Source organism: Halomonas sp. M1 (assembly GCF_029581375.1).
In the GTDB taxonomy this organism is placed as follows: Bacteria; Pseudomonadota; Gammaproteobacteria; order Pseudomonadales; family Halomonadaceae; genus Vreelandella.
Genome location: NZ_CP121119.1, coordinates 1,662,587 through 1,683,723, shown reverse-complemented (window position 1 = coordinate 1,683,723; position 21,137 = coordinate 1,662,587). Strand labels below are relative to the sequence as shown.

The 21,137-nt window shown below is 53.7% G+C and carries 20 protein-coding genes; 16 read left to right on the top strand and 4 right to left on the bottom strand.

Going from position 1 to position 21,137, the window contains the following annotated elements; all coding sequences use genetic code 11:
• Positions 1-10: 10 nt before the first annotated feature.
• Entirely contained in the window at positions 11-1,510 is a 1,500-nt protein-coding gene (gene glcD / locus P8S54_RS07585) for a glycolate oxidase subunit GlcD (protein WP_281443907.1), read from the bottom strand.
• A 250-nt stretch (positions 1,511-1,760) separates the two neighbouring features.
• Between glcD and glcC the strand changes: the two genes are divergently transcribed.
• Positions 1,761-2,537, top strand: a complete 777-nt coding sequence (gene glcC, locus P8S54_RS07580) for a transcriptional regulator GlcC (RefSeq protein ID WP_281443906.1) — start codon at positions 1,761-1,763, stop codon at positions 2,535-2,537.
• A gap of 60 nt (positions 2,538-2,597) precedes the next feature.
• Positions 2,598-3,122, top strand: a complete 525-nt coding sequence (locus P8S54_RS07575) for a gamma carbonic anhydrase family protein (protein WP_281443905.1) — start codon at positions 2,598-2,600, stop codon at positions 3,120-3,122.
• A gap of 99 nt (positions 3,123-3,221) precedes the next feature.
• Here the strand turns inward: P8S54_RS07575 and P8S54_RS07570 are convergent, their stop codons facing one another.
• A complete protein-coding gene (locus tag P8S54_RS07570) occupies positions 3,222-4,913 on the bottom strand; it encodes an L-lactate permease (RefSeq protein WP_281443904.1) in 1,692 nt (563 codons plus the stop codon).
• A 377-nt stretch (positions 4,914-5,290) separates the two neighbouring features.
• On the opposite strand from P8S54_RS07570, the gene P8S54_RS07565 reads away from it, so the two are divergent.
• Both P8S54_RS07565 and P8S54_RS07560 read left to right on the top strand, forming a co-directional pair.
• Complete coding sequence (locus tag P8S54_RS07565; protein ID WP_281443903.1) at positions 5,291-5,986, top strand: glutathione S-transferase N-terminal domain-containing protein; 696 nt, start codon at positions 5,291-5,293, stop codon at positions 5,984-5,986.
• Between the two features lie 277 nt (positions 5,987-6,263).
• The gene (locus P8S54_RS07560; protein WP_281443902.1) at positions 6,264-6,620 is read left to right on the top strand and encodes a phasin family protein; all 357 of its coding nucleotides are present in this window, start codon (positions 6,264-6,266) and stop codon (positions 6,618-6,620) included.
• Positions 6,621-6,867: 247 nt separating this feature from the next.
• Here the strand turns inward: P8S54_RS07560 and uraD are convergent, their stop codons facing one another.
• The gene (gene uraD, locus P8S54_RS07555) at positions 6,868-7,407 is read right to left on the bottom strand and encodes a 2-oxo-4-hydroxy-4-carboxy-5-ureidoimidazoline decarboxylase (RefSeq protein WP_281443901.1); all 540 of its coding nucleotides are present in this window, start codon (positions 7,405-7,407) and stop codon (positions 6,868-6,870) included.
• A gap of 124 nt (positions 7,408-7,531) precedes the next feature.
• Between uraD and uraH the strand changes: the two genes are divergently transcribed.
• From uraH to P8S54_RS07525, 6 genes are all read left to right on the top strand, one after another.
• Positions 7,532-7,885: a hydroxyisourate hydrolase gene (uraH, locus tag P8S54_RS07550; RefSeq protein WP_281443900.1), complete on the top strand. Its 354-nt coding sequence runs from the start codon at positions 7,532-7,534 to the stop codon at positions 7,883-7,885.
• 199 nt (positions 7,886-8,084) lie between these two features.
• A complete protein-coding gene (pyk, locus tag P8S54_RS07545) occupies positions 8,085-9,569 on the top strand; it encodes a pyruvate kinase (RefSeq protein WP_281443899.1) in 1,485 nt (494 codons plus the stop codon).
• Between the two features lie 4 nt (positions 9,570-9,573).
• The gene (gene modA / locus P8S54_RS07540) at positions 9,574-10,347 is read left to right on the top strand and encodes a molybdate ABC transporter substrate-binding protein (protein ID WP_281443898.1); all 774 of its coding nucleotides are present in this window, start codon (positions 9,574-9,576) and stop codon (positions 10,345-10,347) included.
• Entirely contained in the window at positions 10,347-11,015 is a 669-nt protein-coding gene (gene modB / locus P8S54_RS07535) for a molybdate ABC transporter permease subunit (protein ID WP_009095979.1), read from the top strand. The genes modA and modB overlap by 1 nt, the downstream gene beginning before the upstream one ends.
• On the top strand, positions 11,008-12,150 hold the full coding sequence (locus P8S54_RS07530) for an ABC transporter ATP-binding protein (protein ID WP_281443897.1): 1,143 nt from the start codon (positions 11,008-11,010) through the stop codon (positions 12,148-12,150). Before modB ends, P8S54_RS07530 begins: the two co-directional genes overlap by 8 nt.
• Entirely contained in the window at positions 12,147-12,668 is a 522-nt protein-coding gene (locus tag P8S54_RS07525) for a DUF192 domain-containing protein (protein WP_009095983.1), read from the top strand. Before P8S54_RS07530 ends, P8S54_RS07525 begins: the two co-directional genes overlap by 4 nt.
• A 17-nt stretch (positions 12,669-12,685) precedes the next feature.
• Here the strand turns inward: P8S54_RS07525 and P8S54_RS07520 are convergent, their stop codons facing one another.
• Positions 12,686-13,552, bottom strand: coding sequence for an EamA family transporter (locus tag P8S54_RS07520; RefSeq protein ID WP_281443896.1), 867 nt, complete (start codon positions 13,550-13,552; stop codon positions 12,686-12,688).
• A 241-nt stretch (positions 13,553-13,793) separates the two neighbouring features.
• Here P8S54_RS07520 and P8S54_RS07515 point away from each other — a divergent pair, with 241 nt between their 5' ends.
• The 6 genes from P8S54_RS07515 (at position 13,794) to P8S54_RS07490 (ending at position 21,130) form a co-directional block, all read left to right on the top strand.
• Positions 13,794-14,804 carry a DctP family TRAP transporter solute-binding subunit gene (locus P8S54_RS07515; RefSeq protein WP_281443895.1) on the top strand — a complete coding sequence of 337 codons (1,011 nt, stop codon included), beginning with the start codon at positions 13,794-13,796 and terminating at the stop codon, positions 14,802-14,804.
• Between the two features lie 68 nt (positions 14,805-14,872).
• The gene (locus P8S54_RS07510) at positions 14,873-15,352 is read left to right on the top strand and encodes a TRAP transporter small permease (RefSeq protein ID WP_281443894.1); all 480 of its coding nucleotides are present in this window, start codon (positions 14,873-14,875) and stop codon (positions 15,350-15,352) included.
• Positions 15,342-16,646, top strand: coding sequence for a TRAP transporter large permease (locus tag P8S54_RS07505; protein ID WP_009095991.1), 1,305 nt, complete (start codon positions 15,342-15,344; stop codon positions 16,644-16,646). Before P8S54_RS07510 ends, P8S54_RS07505 begins: the two co-directional genes overlap by 11 nt.
• Positions 16,647-16,823: 177 nt before the next feature.
• Positions 16,824-17,057: a DUF2798 domain-containing protein gene (locus P8S54_RS07500; protein ID WP_009095993.1), complete on the top strand. Its 234-nt coding sequence runs from the start codon at positions 16,824-16,826 to the stop codon at positions 17,055-17,057.
• A gap of 348 nt (positions 17,058-17,405) precedes the next feature.
• On the top strand, positions 17,406-18,386 hold the full coding sequence (locus P8S54_RS07495; protein WP_281443893.1) for a TAXI family TRAP transporter solute-binding subunit: 981 nt from the start codon (positions 17,406-17,408) through the stop codon (positions 18,384-18,386).
• Positions 18,387-18,526: 140 nt separating this feature from the next.
• Positions 18,527-21,130, top strand: coding sequence for a TRAP transporter permease (locus P8S54_RS07490; RefSeq protein WP_281443892.1), 2,604 nt, complete (start codon positions 18,527-18,529; stop codon positions 21,128-21,130).
• Positions 21,131-21,137: the final 7 nt, after the last annotated feature.

Below are 21,137 nucleotides of genomic sequence, written 5' to 3'. Positions count from 1 at the left end.
AGGCGCCGCCTTAGAAGCGCGGTAGCTCCGGGTGCGGTAACTCATTGTTATGCACATGCATAGCGCCAAACTCGGCGCAGCGCGCCAGGGTAGGAATATTTTTCCCTGGGTTCAGCAGGCGTTTAGGGTCAAATGCGGCTTTTAAGGCGTGGAAAACGCTAATTTCATCGGCCTGGAACTGGCTGCACATTTGATTGATTTTCTCTCGTCCTACGCCATGCTCGCCGGTAATTGAGCCACCGGCGGCCACGCAAAGCTCAAGAATTTTGCCGCCTACATCTTCCGCTAACGCTAGTTGACCCTCTTTGTTGGCATCAAACAGAATCAGTGGGTGCATATTGCCGTCACCCGCGTGGAAGACGTTGGCGACTAACAGGCCGCTCTCTTCGGAAAGGGCGGCAATACCTTTAAGTACCCGCGGCAGTTCCCGGCGAGGGATAGTGCCGTCCATGCAGTAGTAGTCGGGCGACATGCGGCCGACAGCGGGAAAGGCGTTCTTGCGGCCTGCCCAGAACTTGGCGCGTTCGGCTTCATCGCGCGCCTGCTGAATATCCGTGGCGCCCGCTTTCTCTAATACTCGGCGCACGGTATCGCAATCATCGTCTACATCGGCTTCAACGCCATCCAGCTCGCAGAGTAGAATCGCTTCTGCCTCAACGGGATAGCCCGCCTTGATGAAGTCTTCTGCGGCTTTGATAGCCAGCTTGTCCATCATTTCCAGGCCGCCGGGGATGATGCCTGCGGCAATGATGTCACCTACTGCTTGACCCGCTTTTTCAATATCGTCGAAGCTCGCCATCAATACTTTGGCGGTTTCAGGCTTAGGTAGCAGCTTGACGGTAATTTCGGTGACTACCCCTAGCATGCCTTCTGAGCCATTCATCAGTGCGAGCAGATCAAAGCCTGGGGCATCCAGTGCTTCAGACCCCAATGTCATGTGCTCACCCTCAATGGTTAACACATCGACCCGCATAACGTTATGTACCGTGAGACCATACTTTAAACAGTGAACGCCGCCGGCGTTTTCAGCGACGTTACCACCAATGGAGCAGGCAATTTGCGAGGAGGGGTCGGGGGCGTAATACAGCCCGTAAGGCGCCGCTGCTTCGGAAATGGCTAAATTGCGTACGCCAGGCTGTACTTGGGCCAGGCGTGCATCGGGGTCTACCTTAATAATTTGATTAAACCGCGACATCACTAGCAGTACGCCGTGCTCAAGCGGAAGAGCACCGCCTGAAAGGCCGGTACCTGCCCCGCGGGTGACAACCGGCACGCTTAGCGCGTGGCAGCGTTTCAGAAGACCTTCAACTTGCTCCAGATTTTCGGGCATCGCTACCAGCATAGGTAGCACACGGTAGGCGGCTAGCCCATCGCACTCGAAGGGGCGTAGATCCTCTTCGCGGTGAAGCAGAGTCAAGGAGGGAACGGCGCTTTGCAGGTCGCTAAGCACCTCAGCTTTGTCACGGTGGACGAATTCCCCATCGAGGCGTTCGTCAAAAAGGATATTCATAACGACATCCTAGCTTTTTATCATGAGAAGTAATGGCCACAGACTAACAGCGGCATTGTTATACCTACCGACCAATTTGAGCTTTTTTTGTGCGCCTGTCTAGGTTGTGGTGCAATGGTCTGACCAGTAATTAGTCGATAGCTAACCCCCTTCTAGTTGCTTTCATCGCCTTGGCGTCTTCGTTAGCCAGTGGCTATTGCAATGTGGTCTGACCCTAAGGGGTGTGAAGGGATGGCTAAAGGAGCAATCAGTGGTCGTAAGCAGTGACGATATTCCTATGGGGCGGCGCACCCCCGAGCATGTGGCCGCTAAGCTTGAGGAGTTAATTCTAGAAGGCGTTTTTCGCCCCGGCCAACTGCTGCCTTCGGAAAGGCGCTTATGTGAGCGCTTGGGCGTGTCTCGCGCATCGCTGCGCGAAGGATTAAGAATTCTGCGCAGTAAAGCCATTATTAATACGCGACAGGGGCACGGTTCAACGGTGGCGTCGCTACTGCCGGTGCATCAGCAAAGCCCTCTGATGCATCTGTTTCGTGACCATCCGCGCACGCTGTTTGACTTGCTGGAGGTGCGTGCCTTGCTGGAAGGCGAGTCCGCCTATTTGGCCGCCAGGCGCGGCACGTCTATGGACCGCGTACTGATTACTCGTCGCTACCGAGAGTTAGCCGAGTATGCCGCTCAACCTGACGGCATCGATGTCGAGCAGTTGGCCCGGCTTGACCACGCTTTCCATTTGGCAATTTCTCAAGCTTCCCATAACCCGGTGCTGGTACATACGCTGCAGAGCCTAACTGATTTACTGCTGAGCTCCGTCTTTGCCTCGGTGAAGCACCTTTACCATCGCCCTGGCCCCAGGGAGATGATCAATCAGCAGCATGCCAACTTGCATGATACGGTGGTTAGCGGCGATGCAGAGCAGGCAAGGCGCATCGCGTTAGAGCATCTGACCAGCATCAGTGAGCTGCTGCGCGAGGTAGAGGCAGAGCATGACCGTCTCGAACGTTCGGCAATGCGCTTAGAGCAGTGGTAGCTATGCATTAGGGTTTCATCCGTAATGGCCGTGGGTGCCAGCTAATAAAAGGAGTGTAATGTGGCAATTTATCAATTTGGCGAGCTAACGCCCGATATTCATGATGATGTGTATATCGCCGATACGGCTGATGTGATTGGGCAAGTGACTCTCAAGGCGCGCTCAAGCGTTTGGTATCAAGCAGTTCTGCGTGGCGATAGCGATCATTTGGAAGTAGGCGAAGAGAGCAATATCCAGGATGGCGCAGTGCTCCATGCTGACCCAGGCTACCCGCTTAAAATCGGCAAGGGCGTCACGGTGGGACATCAGGCGATGCTGCATGGCTGCACGGTAGGTGATGGTTGCTTGATAGGTATTCAGGCGGTGGTGCTAAATGGTGCCGTCATTGGTGAAAACAGCTTGGTAGGGGCGGGGGCGTTTATCAAGGAAGGCGCGGTATTTCCTCCCAATTCGCTGATTGTTGGCTCGCCGGCCAAAGTAGTGCGAGAGCTTTCTGCAGAAGCAATAGAAGGGCTGAAGTTGAATGCGCAAAGCTATGTGATGCGCGGTCAGCAACATGCGACAACCCTAAAGCGTATCGACTAACCGTTCTCATCTACCCTTAAAACGCCACACCCCAGGCTAGGCCTGGGGTGTGGGAAGTACGCTATCGATTTATTAGCCTTGTTTATTAGCTCGGGCTATTTACATAAGCCTGTCGGTAACGCCTATGACATAGAACGCGATGAGCGCAATGATACCGGTGAAGATCAAGTAGTAGATGGTCGGGATAATGGTTTTGCGAATCGTCGCGCCTTCGCGGCCAAGTAAGCCAACGGTGGCTGAGGCGGCTACAACGTTATGGATTGCAATCATGTTACCCGCTGCCGCACCCACTGCCTGGAGTGCCACCATCATCGCTGTAGAGAGGCCCAGCGATTGCGCAATGTTAAACTGGAACTCTGCCAACATCAGGTTAGAAACCGTGTTTGAACCGGCAATGAAGGCGCCCATAGCACCTACCGCAGGCGCAAAGAACGGATAGACACCGCCGACATTGTCAGCAACCGCCTGAGCCATCATTACTGGCATGGAAACCAGGTCAGCCCCATTAACACCAGAGTTGATCAAGATGCGCACCATTGGCACGGTGAAAATCAGTACAAAGCCAGCACCGAGAATCGTCTTGGTGGACTCTGATACTGCTGCACCCATTTGGCGTGGATTCATTCTGTGCAAGAAGTACGTCACTATGACCACAGCAACGATGATGCCGCCTGGCAGGTACAGAGGCTGCAAGCCGCCGCTGACGCCCGTTTCACCGAAGATGTTAGCCCAGTTCAGGTTGACAGAGGTAAGCGCGTTGCGCAGCGGCTCGACGGTGCGTGAAGCCACCAGGAAAACCGCCAAGAGTACGTAGGGAATCCAGCCTTTCAGCGTAGACATCGGCGCTTTGCCTGCTACGTCATCCAGCTTGATCTGCAGGTTACCGATCCACTCATCGGGCCAAGAAGAAGATTCCGGGAAGTCCCACGTATCTTTGGGCAGCAGGAAGCCTCTACGTGCTGCAGGTACCACAATCGCTAAGCCCACCATCGCGCCAATCATTGACGGGAATTCTGGCCCTAAGAAAACGCCAACCAACGTGTAGGGTATAACGAAAGCGAAACCGGTAAAGATAGCGAAAGGCACAATGGAAAGACCTTCTTTCCACGAGCGATTAGCACCAAAGAAGCGCACCATAATCAGCACGAGAATCAGTGGCATCAAAATACCCACAATGCCGTGAGTAATAGCAACGCCATTGGTTACCGTTTGCAAATACACTTCCCAATTTGACCCCGTCGCTTCTAGCTGAGCGGTAATGCCAGCACGGTCAAGCCCGCTGCCTACCCCTACTATAACGGGAGTGCCCACGGCGCCAAATGAAACCGGAGTTGATTGGATCATCATGCCGACAACCACCGCTGCTAAAGCGGGGAAGCCAAGCGCTACCATAAGCGGTGCTGCTACGGCGGCTGGTGTGCCGAAGCCTGAAGCGCCTTCAATAAAGCAACCAAACAGCCAAGCAACAATTAACGCCTGCACGCGGCGGTCAGGGCTAATGCCCGAGAAACCGTTACGAATAGCGGTAATGCCACCGGAATGTTTTAGCGTATTCAACAGCAAAATAGCGCCAAAAATAATCCACAGCAGGCCCGCGGTCTGAATCAAACCCTGGACGGTCGAAGCGGCCACGCGGCTGAACGACATATCCCAAGCGGTCAGAGCGATAATCGCAGCGGTAAGGAAGACAATCGGCATCGCTATTCTGGCAGGTATTTTAAAGCCTATGAGCAAAATACCTGCTAGCAACAGCGGCAGAAATGCCAGGAGTGCAAGTGTAGTTTCATTCATGGGAGGAACGGCCCCTTGTTATTTATTTGGTATGCTCCGCAGTAGCCGACCAGCCTGCCACTGCAATACTGGTTGGGTCAGTGTGAAAGATACGTTTAGGTTGAGAGAATGACTACATTGGAAAATTGGTCTTACCAGAGTGATGCGTGTTTTATATGAAGGTTTGCACCGCTTTTGTTTTTCTATCCTGTTGTTTTAATTGTTTTTTTAATTATTTTTAGAAAAAATAATTCTGACAAGGTCATTAGACTAATAGACAGTACAGTTGCCAGTTAAAAGATCAGTATAGCCTTGCTTGCGTCATGAGTGGCTTACGCTCATTGTTATCAGCTGTAGCACTTTTAATAACTACAACCAACTTTACGGAGTTTCTGACAGTGGCAATTACTTTTTACGATTTATGTGGCCGCGATGAGCGTTTGCGGTTTTCACCGTATTGCTGGCGGGTGCGTATGGCGCTAGCCCATAAAGGATTATCGTTTGAGACCGTCGCCTGGCGGTTTCTTGAAAAGGACGTGCTCGCTTTTGCTGATTACGACAAGGTGCCTGTCCTCACCGATGGCGATACGGTGGTTACCGATAGCTTTGAAATTATGCGCTACCTAGACCGCACTTATCCCGAAGCGCCTGTGCTGGGTGAAGGAGCTAGTTTCCAGCGCGTGCTGTTTTTTAAACTCTTCGTTGAGCGTAGCGTTACTCCGGCACTGTTCCGAATAGTAGCGATGGACTTACTGAACGCTATTCACCCTGATGACCGCGCCTATTTTCGCGAGACTCGTGAGGCCCGTTTCGGTGCGCGTTTAGAAGAGGTGCATCAGCCAGAGCAGGGGTGCCAGCAGCTTAAACAGGCGCTTGCCCCAGTGCGCGAGTTATTAAGAGAGAGCCCGTATTTGGACGGTGAAGCCCCAAGTGGAGCCGACTACTTGTTATTTGGAAGTTTGATGTGGGCCTACACGGTCTCATTAGAAGCGTTGGTTGAGACCGGTGACCCGGTGGATGTGTGGTTTACGCGCATGCTTAATGTGCACGACGGTATAGCGGGTAACGCCATAACCGTGCGTGACTTGTACTAGGCGACCTAAAGTGCGGGAGTTGGGTTTTAAGATAGCCCGCTATGCTTCTTTTTGGGTTAATTGATAAGTTTTTTTAACGTACTGTTTTATAGTGGGTAATAGGTAGTTATTGAGCAGCTTTTTGATTCGCAGTGGCAAGTTTGTGAACGCATGATAAAAATCATGTTGCGCTGCACAAAAAGCACTGCTAGCTTTGTAGGTAGTAAAGGCAAACGCCTAACCATAAACCGCCTGCAACGGCGCATTGAATCGTTAACACGCTTAAGGAGACTACCTAATGAATAAAACAGTCGAAAAAACTAACCAGCAGCTTGAGTCCGCATTCTTAACGCCAATGCGCTCTTATACTCTGGCAGCGCTTGATTACTATGAGTTGCTTCTCAATGCTCAGTTAGATGCGGCGCGTGCATACTCAGACATGACGGTCGCGCAGGCGCGCACTTGGCTAGACGTTAAAGATGCGGAAGGCTTTAAGAAAGCCATGGAAAGCCAGCAAAAAACGGCTTCTGACCTGATGGAGCGTATGAAAGGCGATTCTGAGAAAGTCACTTCTATCAGCCAAAGCTTTATGGAAGATAGTAAGAAAATGACTGAAGAGAATACTAAAAAAGCGGTTGAAGCTGTTAAGCAGTAAACCGCCGCAGCTTTAAGCTGAAAATACCGCGCCCTTGGCGCGGTATTTTTTTGGATAGAATAAATCTATTTTAAAGTAGCTGCGCGTATGCATAGTTAAAGGTGTTAATAACCAGTGGTGATTTTAGTACAGTTTTTAGTACACCTCGGCAGGCCCTACCGATATACGTTTTTTTAACGCTGTTCTTACAACACTGCTTTTACAAAGCGGCGGTTCGCTATTTTGCTTTCTACCCTTTAATGCGTTGCTACGTTGTCTCGGCTCGCGCTCTTAGCCGGAAACGAGCGATACGAATAATTTGTTCAATGGCGGTTTTTCGCTCCTGCGCTAAATTATTGTGTAAGCGAGTCTCAAACGCTGCCAAGATCGCATGGCGGTCAAGCCCTTTAACAGCGATAACAAACGGGAAGCCGAATTTAGCTTTATACGCGGCGTTGAGCTGTTCAAAGCGAGCAAATTCTTCAGGTGTGCACTGATCTAATCCGGCACCTGCCTGTTCCCGGCTGGAGTCTTCGGTCAGCTCCCCTGCCAGTGCAGCTTTGCCGGCTAAATCTGGGTGCGCTTGAATGACAGCAATTTGCTGCTCAGGGGAAGCCTGCTGCAGCATCAGTCCCATTAGATCTGCAAGTGCGTCGGGGGCATCATGCGTCTCGCTTAGCCCCTTTGCCCATGCGGCTTCTGCCACCCACGGTGAGTGCTCATAAATATCGCCGTAATGGTAGGTAAAGTTTTCTAGGCTGCAGATGCTCGGCGCAGGTGAAAGAGTAGGCGAGGGGGATGTAGGCACAAAAACTCTCCGAAGCGTTTTATGATGGAGCTACTGTATACAATAAATAGTAGCAATTGTACTCTTTGACCGATAGGTCAAGACTAGTAAATAATCTTAATAACTCATTTCAAAGGAGTGGCTTATGGGACGTTTAACCACCCATGTGCTTGATACCGCTAAGGGGCAGCCTGGCCAGGGCATTACGATTGAAGTGTTTCGTCTTTTTGGCGATAGCCGCGAACATCTAGGCAGTGCGGTTACCAACAACGATGGCCGCTGTGATACGCCTATTCTTGAAGGCGATGCATTTACATCGGGTGAGTACGAGCTAGTGTTCCACGCAGGTGACTATTTACGTACCCAGGGGGTCGCTGCTCAAGAACCGCGCTTTTTGGATGTTATTCCACTGCGTTTTGGTGTTGTGGATGCCAGCCAACACTACCACGTACCGCTATTGCTCTCGCCTTATGGGTACTCTACCTATCGCGGTAGTTAACATGACCAATATAGTGGATGAAGAGTGCAATACCATCGGTGCCTGGGAAAGAATGAGCACCGCTCTTAAGCGACCAGCATATGGCTGAGTAGCCCAGCACTAGGTGTAGCGCTTAGGGAATGTTTCATAACTGTCATGTATAGCGCGTTAAACTGATAAGCTAAGGTCATTAAACGTTAATTTGCATGGTTGGAACGCTATGAACGCACTGCACTTCTCTACGATTCGTCGCACTAAAATTGTCGCAACCCTTGGCCCAGCAAGCGACCGTGAAGGAGTGCTTGAGGCCATGCTCGCGGCGGGTGTGGATGTTGTGCGTTTGAATTTCTCCCATGGCACCGCCGAGGATCATCGCCGCCGTTTGGTGAGAGTGCGAGAAATTGCCGCCCAACTTGGCCGTAGCGTAGCCGCATTAGGTGACCTTCAAGGCCCTAAAATTCGTATCGCACGCTTTCGGGATGGTGCGGTAGTGCTAAAAGAAGGCGAGCCGTTTGTTCTGGATATGTCGTTGGATAGTGATGCTGGCGATATCCACCAAGTGGGCTGTGACTATAAAACACTTTCGCAAGATGTTACTGCCGGTGACCGCCTCCTGTTAGATGACGGGCGTGTGGTGCTTGACGTGACCCACGTTGAAGGTCAGCAGGTGCATACCCGCGTGGTGGTAGGTGGCAAGCTCTCCAACCATAAAGGCATCAATAAGCAGGGTGGCGGGCTGTCTGCGCCGGCATTAACCGAAAAAGATAAAATCGACTTAAAAACCGCCGTTGAAATTGGCGTCGATTACTTGGCTATCTCGTTCCCGCGCCACGCTGAAGACATGCACGAAGCGCGCCGCCTGCTGGGCGAAGAAGGCAAAGAGATTGGCTTAGTGGCTAAAGTAGAGCGCGCCGAGGCCGTAGCAGACGACGCTACCCTGGATGGCATTATTGAAGCCTCTGAGGCAGTAATGGTGGCGAGAGGTGATCTAGGCGTTGAAATTGGCGATGCCAAACTGGTCGGCGTACAAAAGCGCATGATCAAGCGTGCGCGGTCGCTGAACCGCGCGGTCATTACCGCCACGCAAATGATGGAAAGCATGATCTCAGCGCCGCTGCCCACCCGCGCCGAAGTGTTTGACGTGGCCAATGCGGTGTTGGACGGCAGCGATGCCGTCATGCTCTCAGCGGAAACGGCCGCCGGTGACTATCCGCTGGAAACCGTAGAAGCCATGTCGCGGGTATGTTTAGGTGCTGAGCGTGAAAAAACTGCTCAAGAATCGGGCCACCGTATGCATGAGGGCTTTTCTCGGCCTGATGAAACCATCGCGCTCTCTGCGATGTACGCGGCGAACCACATGGAAGGCATCACAGCCATTGCGTGTATGACCTCGTCTGGCTATACGCCGCTCATTGCTTCCCGCATCCGCTCGGGCCTGCCCATTGTTGGCTTGGCACATAACCCTATCGCCCAGCGGCGTATGGCGCTCTACCGGGGCGTGGTATCACTTCCCTTTGATACATCTGAAATGAGTGCCACGGAACTCAACGACCAGGCGCTTACCCTGTTAGTGAAACAAGGGGTGGCAAAGTCCGGTGACTACGTGATTCTTACCCGTGGCGACCACATGAATGCCCATGGGGGAACCAATACCATGAAGGTAATGGCCATCACTGAGTTCCACGTTGCGCAAGCGCAGGCGTAATCTTATGCGCACGCTCCTGCTGGCGTTTTTTATGCTCTTTAGCACACCGGCATTGGCCGGTGCGCAGCCGCCGATAATCGCGGCGGCATCTGATCTACAGTTTGCGCTCACCGAAGCAGCGGAGCGGTTTAAGGCGCAGACCGGGGCAGACGTAAGGCTCAACTTTGGCTCCTCGGGTAACTTCCGTCGTCAAATCGCCCAAGGGGCACCCTTTGAACTCTATCTTTCTGCTGATGAAGCCTATGTCTTTGCGCTTCATCAGGAGGGACATACCCTGGATGAGGGCACCATTTACGCCATTGGCCGGCTAGTATGGCTACAGCGTTCACAGCGTGGCGATTTGCCTGATGAAACCGCCCCGTTAGCAGGCGTCGAGCAAGCCATAGCCGCCAGTGCTAACGGCACGCGCGAGCGTATCGCTTTGGCGAACCCTGAACATGCGCCTTACGGCGTTGCCGCCCAGCAGGCGTTGAGCCATGCCTCGTTATGGGAGCCGGTCGCGCCACTTCGCGTATTGGGTGAGAATGTCTCGCAAGCGGCTCAGTTTGCGCTGGCAGACGATGCCCGAGGTGGCTTGGTGGCTTATTCGCTGGCGTTAGCCCCAGCCCTTGCCCAGCGCAGTGAGTACGTACTGATCCCTGAGGAGTGGCATGCACCGTTACGCCAACGCATGGTGCTAACCCGCCAAGCGGGAGAGGTGGCGAAAGCCTTTTATGCCTGGCTACAAGAAGACGAAGCGCTGGCGATTCTCAAGCAGCATGGCTTTAGTACCGAGTAATGGATTGGTCGGCACTGTCTGTTTCGCTTCGTTTGGCCGCCTTAACGTGCCTGTTTTTACTTCCCGTCGGAATATGGGCAGGTCGCGCCCTGGCAACGGCTAGGTTTCGTGGTAAAGGGTTATGCGAAGCACTTATCGCGCTGCCGCTGGTGCTGCCACCCACGGTGCTGGGGTTCTATTTACTGCAGCAGTTTGGCCGTGACGCGCCATTAGGCAGCGTATGGGCAACGCTTACCGGGGGCGGATTAAACTTCACCTTTAGCGGCATCCTGCTAGCGTCGCTCATTGCTAATCTTCCCTTCGCCATTCAGCCTATTCAACGAGCCTTTGAACACGTGCCCGCTAATCTGCGCGAAGCTGCCTGGTGTAGCGGCCTTAGCCCCTGGCAAACCCTCTGGCGTATTGAGCTGCCGTTAGTGTGGCCAGGTATTCTCTCCGCCGCTGCCTTAACCTTTGCCCACACGCTGGGTGAGTTCGGCGTCATTTTGATGGTCGGGGGCGCCATTGATGGTGAAACCCGCACCTTAGCCATTGCTATCTACGACCGTGTGCAGGCATTTGACGAGCAGGGCGCGGCGCGTATGTCGGCGCTGTTATTGTTCGTGTCCCTCACCACCTTGGGCTTGGTGTATGGCCTTGCAGGCAAGCGTAGGTGGGCGCGTGGCTAAACTAACGGTAACTGCCCAACAAAGCGGCCCAATACCGCTCAATGCGACGTTTAGCTGCGAACCCGGGGAACTGCTGGCGCTGGTAGGGCCCTCTGGCAGCGGTAAAACCACGCTGCTGCGCACCATTGCTGGGCTTTATCAGCCTAAACAAGGTCAGGTGACTTGCGCCGGGCGTACATGGTTTTCAACATCTGAGCGGGTAGGCGGCAAGCGGATTTCGCTGCCCCCCCAGCAGCGTCAGATCGGCATGGTATTTCAAGATTACGCGCTGTTCCCTCATTTAAGTGCGCTGGATAATGTTCAACTCGCCCTTGGCCACCTGCCCCAGCCCCGGCGCTATGCTCATGCAACACAGTGGTTGAGCAAGGTGCGTTTAGAGGGGTTGGAGGCACGCTTTCCCAATGAACTTTCCGGCGGCCAGCGTCAGCGAGTGGCGCTGGCCCGGGCGCTTGCCCGGGAGCCGCAGGCATTGCTGCTTGATGAGCCTTTTTCGGCCGTAGATCAGGTCACGCGGCGCCGCCTGCAGCGAGAGCTGGCGCTGCTGCGCCAGCAAATACCCATTCCCATTGTGCTGGTGACGCACGATTTAGAAGAAGCCGCGGCGCTAGCAGACCAAATCTGCGTGCTGCACAACGGCACAAGCTTACAGCAGGGCGCGCCTGAAACGCTTTTCCGACGGCCAGCCTCCCCGCTAGTGGCGCGTTTGCTTGATCGTCATAATATCTTTGAGGGAGAGGTCGTGGACTGGCATGGTCAGCGCCGTCTCAAGTGGGGCGAATGGCTGCTGGAGGTAGGCGAAGAGCTCCAGTCGCTTGCCGTGGGCAGGCGTGTTGCCTGGTACCTGCCGCCATCGGATATCGTGCTGCACCGGCGGGGACGGCCATCCCATGGAGAGCGTGAAAATCCCGTTGCGGCGACGGTATGTGAAATGGTGGTGCTTGGCGGTATAACGTCGATAGCGTTAAGAGTTTCAAACGGCGATATGCTACGTTTCGACATCGCAACGCATGCAGCCAGGCGTAACCAGCTAACCCTGGAAGAGCACGTGCATGTGTCACTCCTGGCGGAAGGGATACACCTTATGCCGGAACATCGTCCACACGTGGCGCCGCACAACAAAAGGAACCTGTTATGACCCTAACTCGTCGCCAGTTGCTAAAAACGTCACTCGGCGTTTCTCTGGCCGCCAGCCTGCCGCTACCGCTGCTTTCCGCTTGGGCGGCAGAAAACAGCCAAGCCACCACCTTGCCGCTCGCTATTCATAGCCGGGAAGGCCCTCACCGCTTGGATGTGGAAGTGGCGGAAACCACCGCCCAGCGCCAGCGTGGCCTAATGGGGCGTGAACATTTGCCGGAAACCCGGGGTATGCTATTTCGCTTCGAGAGCGAACAGCCAGCGGGCAACGCATTCTGGATGTACCGCACGTTGATTCCGCTGGATATTGCTTATATAGACGGTGAAGGGCGCATTGTGGCGATTAACACCATGCAGCCCTGTGAGTCTGAGGCGCCGCGTGAGTGCCCCACCTACCCAGCAGGGACAGCCTATTACTCTGCCCTTGAGGTAAATGCAGGCTACTTTGCCGAGCGCGGCATTCAAGTGGGCGACTGTGTGTCCGTACCTGCCCTGGCAGGGTTCTGTCGTCCTGAGTAGTTAAGTGGCGCTGGTGATTATGCCACCTTGGCCGGGTGGCGCTTACCGATGTTCAACACGATGAGCGCGATGCCGGCAACCACTAAACCGCCGCCAGCAAGTTTGTGAAACCCTAAGCTATCGCCCATGAGTAGCGCACCCAGGCCAACTGCGAGTACGGGGATAAGCAGTGTCATCGGCACCACGCGATTAACCGGATGACGCCGCAGCAGCCCATACCAAATCCCGTAGGCCACAATAGACGACATCACGGCGGTGTAAATCATTGCTCCCCAGCCTAACCAACTTGCCTGCTGCATCGCCTGCCACTGGTTGCTTTCAAATAGCCACGACCCTAGTGCTACCTGGGGTATTGCAAACAGCGCCACCCAGCCTGCCAATGCAAGCGGTGCGATGGGTGGCCCGCGTTTGATCAACAGTTGCGATACCGCCCAGCCAAAAGCACTTAACAGTAAAATGGCCAAGGGTAGGGGGGTGGGTAACGTGGGCCCGCCGGCCAGCACAACGATCCCCGAAAACGAGAGCAGCAGCCCAGCGATACGTTTTGGTCCCAGAGCCTCTTTAAGAAAGACCACCGCTAACAGCGTCGCAAAGGGCGTGCCCATTTGTACCAGCAGCGCCCCTGTGCCCGCTTCTGCCTGCCCCAGGCCAATAAACAAAAGTGCAAAGTGAAACGTGCCAAACGTCACCGAAAGGAGCAGTAAAAAAGGCAGCTGAACTCGGGCAACGGGGTAGAAGGGCACCAGCAGCGCAGCGACCAACATAAAGCGCAATGTGGTCATTAATAGTGGCGGAAGTTCTGCCACCCCCACCTTAATGACAATAATATTCAGCGCCCAAATAGTGATAACCAACAGGCTGAGCAACAGGTCGCGTAGTGGCACGTTAATGTCCCTGTAGTTATAAAAAGTGAGTCGCGTAGCTTAGCAGCAAGCGTTCGACACCGTAACGCTCGGCGTCCTTTGCACCAAAAGTTGATGGTTAAAAGGCGCATCAAGCGCTTTCTTTCACCACGTGAGTGCCTACAATGGAGCGCTCCTGGGTTAGCGGGCGATGCCTGTTAACGTAAGCTGAGCAGGATAAAAAATAGCAAGGCCCCATAAAAATCAAAAAAGGATCAATACAATGACGCTGACACGCTCTATGGCTCGCTTCACCGCTGGCTTGGCCGGTGTGGCACTGCTTTCTGCCTCACTTTCTGCCCACGCTCGTGAACTCTCGGTTTCCACGGTTTTGTCTGACGCTTTTCCTTGGGGGCAGGCCGCTGAAAAGTGGGCCGAGCTGGTTGAGGAGCGTAGCGGTGGTGACCTCACCCTGCGGGTCTACCCGAACTCTCAGCTGGTATCGGGGGATCAAACCCGCGAGTTTTCCGCCATGCGCTCGGGGTTGATTGATGCGGCGGTAGGGTCAACCATCAACTGGTCCCCCCAGGTGCCTGAACTCAACCTGTTCTCTTTACCGTTCTTTATCCCCGATGAGGCCGCCGTCGATGCAGTTACCGGCGGTGAGGCGGGGGATATGGTCTTTGAAGCGATTGAGTCTCGCGGTGTGATGCCGCTTGCATGGGGCGAAAATGGTTTCCGCCAGGTTTCTAACTCCCGTGGGCCGATTAGCCAGCCAGAAGATCTAAACGGCTTGAAGATTCGCGTTGTCGGCTCGCCGCTGTTCCAGGATACTTTCTCGGCCCTCGGCGCTGACCCTACGCAAATGAGTTGGACTGACGCCCAACCTGCCCTGACCACGGGCGCGGTTGATGGCCAGGAAAACCCGCTTTCCGTCTTTGATGTGGCGCGTATTGACCAAGTAGGTCAGGAGCACTTAACGCTCTGGAACTACATGAACGACCCGCTGATTTTTGCCGTCAACCAGCAGGTATGGCGTTCACTGAGCGAAGAGCATCAGACGTTACTGCGTGAAACGGCAGAAGAGGCGGGGGCGTGGGAAATCGCCATGACCCGTGAGGAGGAGAGTGAGCGCTTGGCGGCTATTCAGGAGCGCGGCGTCACGGTAACGGAGCTAACCGACGAGCAGTATCAAGCCTTTGTGGATGCGACCCAGTCCGTTTATGAAAAATGGGCGCCGCGCATCGGCGAAGAGCTGGTAGAGGCCGCTCAATCGGCCATCGACGCACGTTAAGCGTTTTGGTGTTTCAACTACCGGCCCTTACGCTTAAGGGTCGGTAGTTTTTGCTGTGAGGTTACCCCATGAAAGGCTTTCCCGATGCGCGGCCCGAGCGCTGGCTTGGTGCGCTTTCTCTTATTATTATCTCATTGATTAGCCTGGGTAATGTGGTGACTCGGTACCTAACAGGCGGCTCGTTTTCGTTTACCGAAGAGTTTTCCGTTTTCCTACTTGTCGTGCTGACGTTTGCAGGCGCATCGGTGGCGCTAAGGCGCAACCGGCATATCCGTATTGGCTTTCTAGAACGGGCGCTGCCTGGGCGGTGGCGTAGTGCCTTGATTCTGTTTCAAGCCGTGTGTGGGCTGATCGTGTTGGGGTTGATTACCTGGTATGGCGGCAAGCTAACATGGCAAGAGTACCAGTGGGAGTCGCTTTCACCGGGGTTAGGGCTGCCCCAGTGGTGGTATCTACTTTGGCTGCCGGTATTGTCAGCCGCCATGCTATGGCGCTTGGTTCAGCAAACCCGCGACAGGCTAGAAGGGAGGCTGAACAGTGACGCCTGATATCTGGATGATACTTGCCTTCGCAGGGCTGCTCATTGCCGGTGTGCCGGTGGCCTTTTCGTTAGCGCTTTCTGGTGCGGTGGGCATCTTGGCGGGGCTTTCCCCCGACATGCTGGCAACGCTGGGTACCAACACGTATAACAGCATTGCGAAATATCCGCTGATTGCCATACCCCTGTTTATCCTGACCGGGCTGATTTTTGAACGCTCGGGCGTTGCGTTGCGGCTAGTGCGCTTTGCCCAGGCGTTGATTGGCCCGCGCCATGGTGGCTTGGCACTGGTGGCGGTGCTGGTGTGTATGATTATGGGCGGCATGAGTGGCTCTGGCCCTGCGGACGCGGCGGCAGTGGCCATGGTTATGTTGCCAAGCATGACCAAAGCGGGCTACCCGAAGCCATTTTCGGCAACGCTTATCGCTGCCTCAGCATCCACGGCTATTTTAATTCCCCCGTCGGTGGCGCTGATTCTTTACTCTATTGTGGTGCCTGGGGTGGATCTTCGCGCACTGTTCGCAGCGGGCCTCTTCCCCGGTATTTTGGCGGGGATGGCGCTATTGGTGCCAGCAATGATCGTTTCCAAACGCTACGGTTGGGAGGGCGGCACGCCGGTGGAGGGGGCTGAGTTACTCAGCGTACGCACGACGTTTAAGCAAGCGTTGCCTGCACTCTTTGCTCCGGTGCTGATTTTGGGTGGTCTCCGCTCTGGCCTATTCACGCCTACTGAAGCCGCAGTGGTGGCAGTTGCCTATGGCACGCTGGTGGGGCTTTTTCTCACCAAAGAACTTTCGCTGCGCGATTTGTGGGAGTTACTTGGGGAAGCGGCGATTATCTCAGGTGTGGTGATGCTGATTATCTCCCTAGCGGGTATTTTTGCCTGGGCGGGGACAATGCTGGGCACCTTCCGTCATTTAGCCGAGTGGATTATCAGCCTAACCGATAATGGTGTTCTGCTATTGATACTGGTGATGCTAGCGGTACTGGTGGCCGGTATGCTGCTGGATGCTATTTCCATCTATCTGATTATGATGCCGATCCTAATTCCTGTTATGCAGCACTTTGAATGGAATCCGGTCTGGTTCGGGATTTTATTAGCGATGAACATTGCTATCGGTCAGTTTACGCCACCCGTCGCCGTCAACCTTATGGTTACCACTGAGGTGGCAAAAATACGCTTAGAACATACTGTGGGCTGGGCGCTGCTGTTTGTGGTGGCCATGGGGTGTGCGTTGGCGTTGGTCGCTATTTTTCCTAGCATCGCGCTGTGGTTGCCGACGGTACTGGGTTACAACGTCTGATGCCGGTATATACCGATATATTTGTACAAAACGTAGCCACTATTGACTTAAAAGTTAATGGTGGTTATTAGTATATTCCTTTTGGTTTTATAGTGTGCTGCTCGCACCTGCCGTAGTTACAGTGGCCATAGATACAGTGGCCGTAGTTACATTTGTCGTAGTTACCTTGGAGATAATATGCTGTTTCCCCCTCGCTTCGCCCCGATAGTGTTCGCGTTTTTAATGTCGATCTACATGGTCACGCTAATGACGTTTGTAATTACCTGGGCAAATACAGGCCTGATGGATGGCTTTTTCGGGCGTTGGTGGCGCGCCTTCTATATTGCTTGGCCAGTTGCATTTTGTTTGATTCTGCTTGGCGCGCCACGGCTCCAACGGTTGGCTGCAGTGCTTATAAAAAGACCACGTTAGTCTTAAGCCTGTAGCAACATAGGCGTGTGTTTAAAATATTCATAGGTCATGCACGACACGCATATATTCCCGCCATTCTCCCCAATTAACGCCCACTAAACGTTCAAGCCCGCTAGACTTACAAAATCTGCAGCGTTAGCGGCGCTTGAAACTCAAGTCCCTGTGACAGAATGGGGTTTCGCCAAACGCGTGTTTTTTCGCTAAAGTAGTAATAGTCGGCACTAACTGTCGATGCAGTTAACAGATTGTCTTGAAAACGTTTTGATATCGAAATACCTGAGGGGAACCGTTCTGCAGGTGGTTTCAAAGCGCATAACGCTCACAACATCAAGATAAAGAGGTATCTCCATGAAACGCCATGTATTTTCTACCGCTGCCTTTTCAGGCGCGCTGATTGCAGCGGCAAGCTTTGCTTCACCGGCAGTAGCTCAAGATCGTTACATTACCATCGGTACCGGTGGTCAAACCGGCGTTTACTATGTGGTTGGCCAGTCGGTCTGTCGTATGGTTAACCGCGGAAGTGACGAGCACAACATTCGTTGTAACGCACCGTCTACCGGTGGCTCGGTTGCCAACGTTAACGGTATGAAAACTGGCGAGCTGGATATGGGCGTCGTTCAGTCTGACGTTCAGTACCGCGCTTATCACGGCGAAGCCAACTTCGAAGAAGATGGCGCCTGGGAAGAGATGCGCTCTGTGTTCACCATGCATGGTGAACCGTTAACCGTTGTTGCTCGTGCTAACTCCGGTATTGAAAATATCAGCGATTTCCCAGGTAAGCGCGTCAACATCGGCAACCCTGGTTCTGGCCAGCGCAACACCATGGATGTGGTCATGGATGCGTTCGGTTGGGATGAAAGCACCTTCGCACTGGCATCTCAGTTAGATGCCGCTGAACAGGCTGCCGCGCTTTCAGACAACAATATCGATGCCATGGTGTACGTGGTAGGTCACCCCAACGGTTCCATTCAGGAAGCGACCACTACTATTGATGCGCGCATCGTGTCGGTGACCGGTGACGAAATCGATTCCCTGATCGAAGAGTATCCCTACTACACCCGTTCTGTTATCCCGGGCGGTGTGTACCGTGGTAACGATGAAGATGTCGAGACCTTCGGCGTAGCAGCAACCTTTGTCTCTTCGACAGACGTTGATGAAGACGTTATTTACGAAACCGTTAAAGCGGTTTTTGAAAACTTCGACCGTTTCAAGCGCCTGCATCCAGCGTTTGAAAACCTGAACGAAGAAGACATGATTGCTGACGGCTTAACTGCTCCGCTACACGACGGCGCAGAGCGTTACTACCGTGAGCGTGGCTGGATCGAGTAAAACGGTAGCGTGACGTGATACCCATAGCAGTAGATGAGTAACACTCACTTTTTGAGTAATAAAGCGCGGGCACCCTGGGTGTCCGCGTTTCTTGTTGAAAGCGCTGACTGTCAGCGCTGACCATTAGGTAGGGCAAGCGTATGCGTGATGACAAACACCCTTCGGCAGCCGCTGATAATGACCTTGAGGATATGGTCGCATCCAGCGACACAGGGGCAAGGAAACCCCTGGGAGCACCCGGCAAGCTGCTCGTCTGTATTGCAGCGTCGTGGTCGCTGTTTCAGCTATGGATTGCATCGCCACTTCCTTATATGGTTGGTTTTGGCGTCTTTAATTCCACGGAAGCTCGCTCAATCCATTTGGCGTTTGCGCTTTTTTTGGCCTTCATGGCCTACCCTGCGCTAAAACGGTCACCTAGGGACCGTATCCCGCTGCAAGACTGGGTATTCGCAGCGGTGGCCACTTTCTGTGGCGCTTATCTTTTCTTATTTTATTCTGACCTTGCCCAGCGGCCGGGGCGTCCCATTACTCAAGATGTAGTGGTGGGGGTTATTGGTATTGTGCTGTTGCTGGAGGCGGCGCGACGAGCGCTTGGGCCACCGTTGATGGTGGTTGCCGGTATTTTTATTGCTTACTCGTTGTTTGGTCCCTACATGCCGGGCATATTGGCCCACCGTGGCGTCAGCCTTCATGGGTTAATTAACCACCAGTGGTTAGGCACTCAAGGTGTTTTTGGTATTGCTGTTGGTGTTTCCACCAGTTTTGTTTTCCTGTTTGTTCTCTTCGGTGCGCTGCTAGATAAAGCGGGGGCGGGTAACTATTTCATTAAAGTGGCCTTCTCTATGCTTGGGCACTTTAAGGGTGGCCCGGCGAAAGCCGCCGTGGTGGCATCAGGTATGACCGGTTTGATCTCGGGGTCGTCGATCGCCAATACGGTGACAACGGGTACCTTTACGATTCCGATGATGAAGCGAGTCGGCTTTAGTGCTGAAAAGGCGGGGGCTGTTGAGGTCTCCTCGTCAGTGAATGGTCAGATTATGCCGCCGGTTATGGGGGCCGCTGCATTTTTAATGGTCGAGTATGTCGGCATTTCCTATGTGGAAGTGATTAAGCACGCTTTTTTGCCTGCGATTATTTCCTATATTGCCTTGATTTACATTGTTCACCTTGAAGCGCTCAAAGCGAACATGTCGGGTCTGCCGTCTAGCAACCCCGTTCGTCCGCTGCTAAATAAAGTGATTGGCTTTTTAACCGGCCTGATTCTGCTGATGGCGCTCTCGTTTGGTGTCTATTATGGGCTTGGTTGGCTAAAACCCCTGTTGGGAGATGCGACTTTCTGGGTGGTCTCTGTGGGTCTTGCGGCTGCTTACATTGGTTTGTTGAAGGTAGGTTCTTCTTATCCTGAGCTGGAACTAGACGACCCGAACTCACAGGTGGTCACGCTGCCTCAAACGCGACCCACCGTCATGGTCGGGCTGCACTACATTTTGCCGGTTGTCGTATTAGTATGGTGCTTGATGGTAGAGCGCCTTTCACCTGGGCTCTCTGCGTTTTGGGCAACGGTGTTCATGATCTTTATCATGGTCACCCAGCGCCCCATCATCGCTCTGTTTCGTGGTCACAGTAAGCTAGCGGCCGATGTGAAAGAGGGTTTCATTGACCTTTGGGATGGCTTGGTGGCTGGCGCGCGCAATATGATTGGCATCGGTATTGCGACCGCAACGGCGGGCATCGTAGTGGGTGCTGTATCGCAAACCGGCGTTGGGTTGGTATTGGCCGATGTGGTGGAAATCCTCTCCGGCGGTAACCTGATGCTGATTCTGCTGCTAACCGCGCTGCTGAGTCTGATTCTAGGTATGGGTCTGCCTACCACGGCCAACTACATTGTTGTGTCGGCATTGATGGCGCCCGTCATCGTTATGCTAGGCCAGCAAAACGGCTTGATTGTGCCGCTTATTGCGGTTCACTTGTTCGTTTTCTATTTTGGCATCATGGCGGATGTAACGCCGCCGGTGGGACTGGCCTCGTTTGCGGCTGCTGCCGTATCTGGGGGCGACCCACTGCGTACCGGCTTCCAAGCGTTCTACTACAGCCTGCGAACAGCCGCTTTGCCCTTCCTGTTTATTTTCAATACCGACCTGCTACTGATAGATGTGTCGTTCCTCCAGGGGATAGTCATATTTATTATTGCGACCATTGCCATGCTGATTTTTGCAGCGGGAACTCAAGGCTATATGGTGGTGCGTAGCCGCTGGTATGAGTCTCTGTTGCTGCTGTTGGTTGCCTTTACTCTGTTCCGCCCAGGTTTCTGGATGGACAAGATTCACGACCCCTATGAGTCGGTTCCGCCTTCTCAGTTTGTTGAGGCGCTAGGCCAGGTGGAAGATGGCAGTAACCTGCGCGTACAAATTGCGGGTGAAGACGACTTCGGTGACCCCATGACCACCTACCTGCTTGTACCTGTACCTCGTGGTGATACGGGCGAGGAGCGCATGGAGCAGCTAGGCATAGAGCTATGGATAGAGGGTGAGCAAGCGACCATTGATTTTGTTCAGTTTGGCAGCTTGGCACAGGATATCGGTTTTGACTTCGACCAGGAGATCATCGAAGTGCTCGCACCGGTAGACCGTTGGGCGAAGGAGTGGATGTGGATACCAGGCTTTGCCGTTTTTGCCTTGGTCGTTCTTCTTCAACGCCGTCGCCGTAAGAATGAGCGTTCAGAAAAGTCGGCTGCAGCAGCCTAAAGGAGGT

Coding starts and splice junctions, on each gene's coding strand:
- glcD (WP_281443907.1), bottom strand. CDS start 1,510: ATGAATATCCTTTTTGACGAACGCCTCGATGGGGAATTCGTCCACCGT.
- P8S54_RS07570 (WP_281443904.1), bottom strand. CDS start 4,913: ATGAATGAAACTACACTTGCACTCCTGGCATTTCTGCCGCTGTTGCTA.
- P8S54_RS07560 (WP_281443902.1), top strand. CDS start 6,264: ATGAATAAAACAGTCGAAAAAACTAACCAGCAGCTTGAGTCCGCATTC.
- uraH (WP_281443900.1), top strand. CDS start 7,532: ATGGGACGTTTAACCACCCATGTGCTTGATACCGCTAAGGGGCAGCCT.
- pyk (WP_281443899.1), top strand. CDS start 8,085: ATGAACGCACTGCACTTCTCTACGATTCGTCGCACTAAAATTGTCGCA.
- modA (WP_281443898.1), top strand. CDS start 9,574: ATGCGCACGCTCCTGCTGGCGTTTTTTATGCTCTTTAGCACACCGGCA.
- modB (WP_009095979.1), top strand. CDS start 10,347: ATGGATTGGTCGGCACTGTCTGTTTCGCTTCGTTTGGCCGCCTTAACG.
- P8S54_RS07525 (WP_009095983.1), top strand. CDS start 12,147: ATGACCCTAACTCGTCGCCAGTTGCTAAAAACGTCACTCGGCGTTTCT.
- P8S54_RS07515 (WP_281443895.1), top strand. CDS start 13,794: ATGACGCTGACACGCTCTATGGCTCGCTTCACCGCTGGCTTGGCCGGT.
- P8S54_RS07510 (WP_281443894.1), top strand. CDS start 14,873: ATGAAAGGCTTTCCCGATGCGCGGCCCGAGCGCTGGCTTGGTGCGCTT.
- P8S54_RS07500 (WP_009095993.1), top strand. CDS start 16,824: ATGCTGTTTCCCCCTCGCTTCGCCCCGATAGTGTTCGCGTTTTTAATG.
- P8S54_RS07495 (WP_281443893.1), top strand. CDS start 17,406: ATGAAACGCCATGTATTTTCTACCGCTGCCTTTTCAGGCGCGCTGATT.
- P8S54_RS07490 (WP_281443892.1), top strand. CDS start 18,527: ATGCGTGATGACAAACACCCTTCGGCAGCCGCTGATAATGACCTTGAG.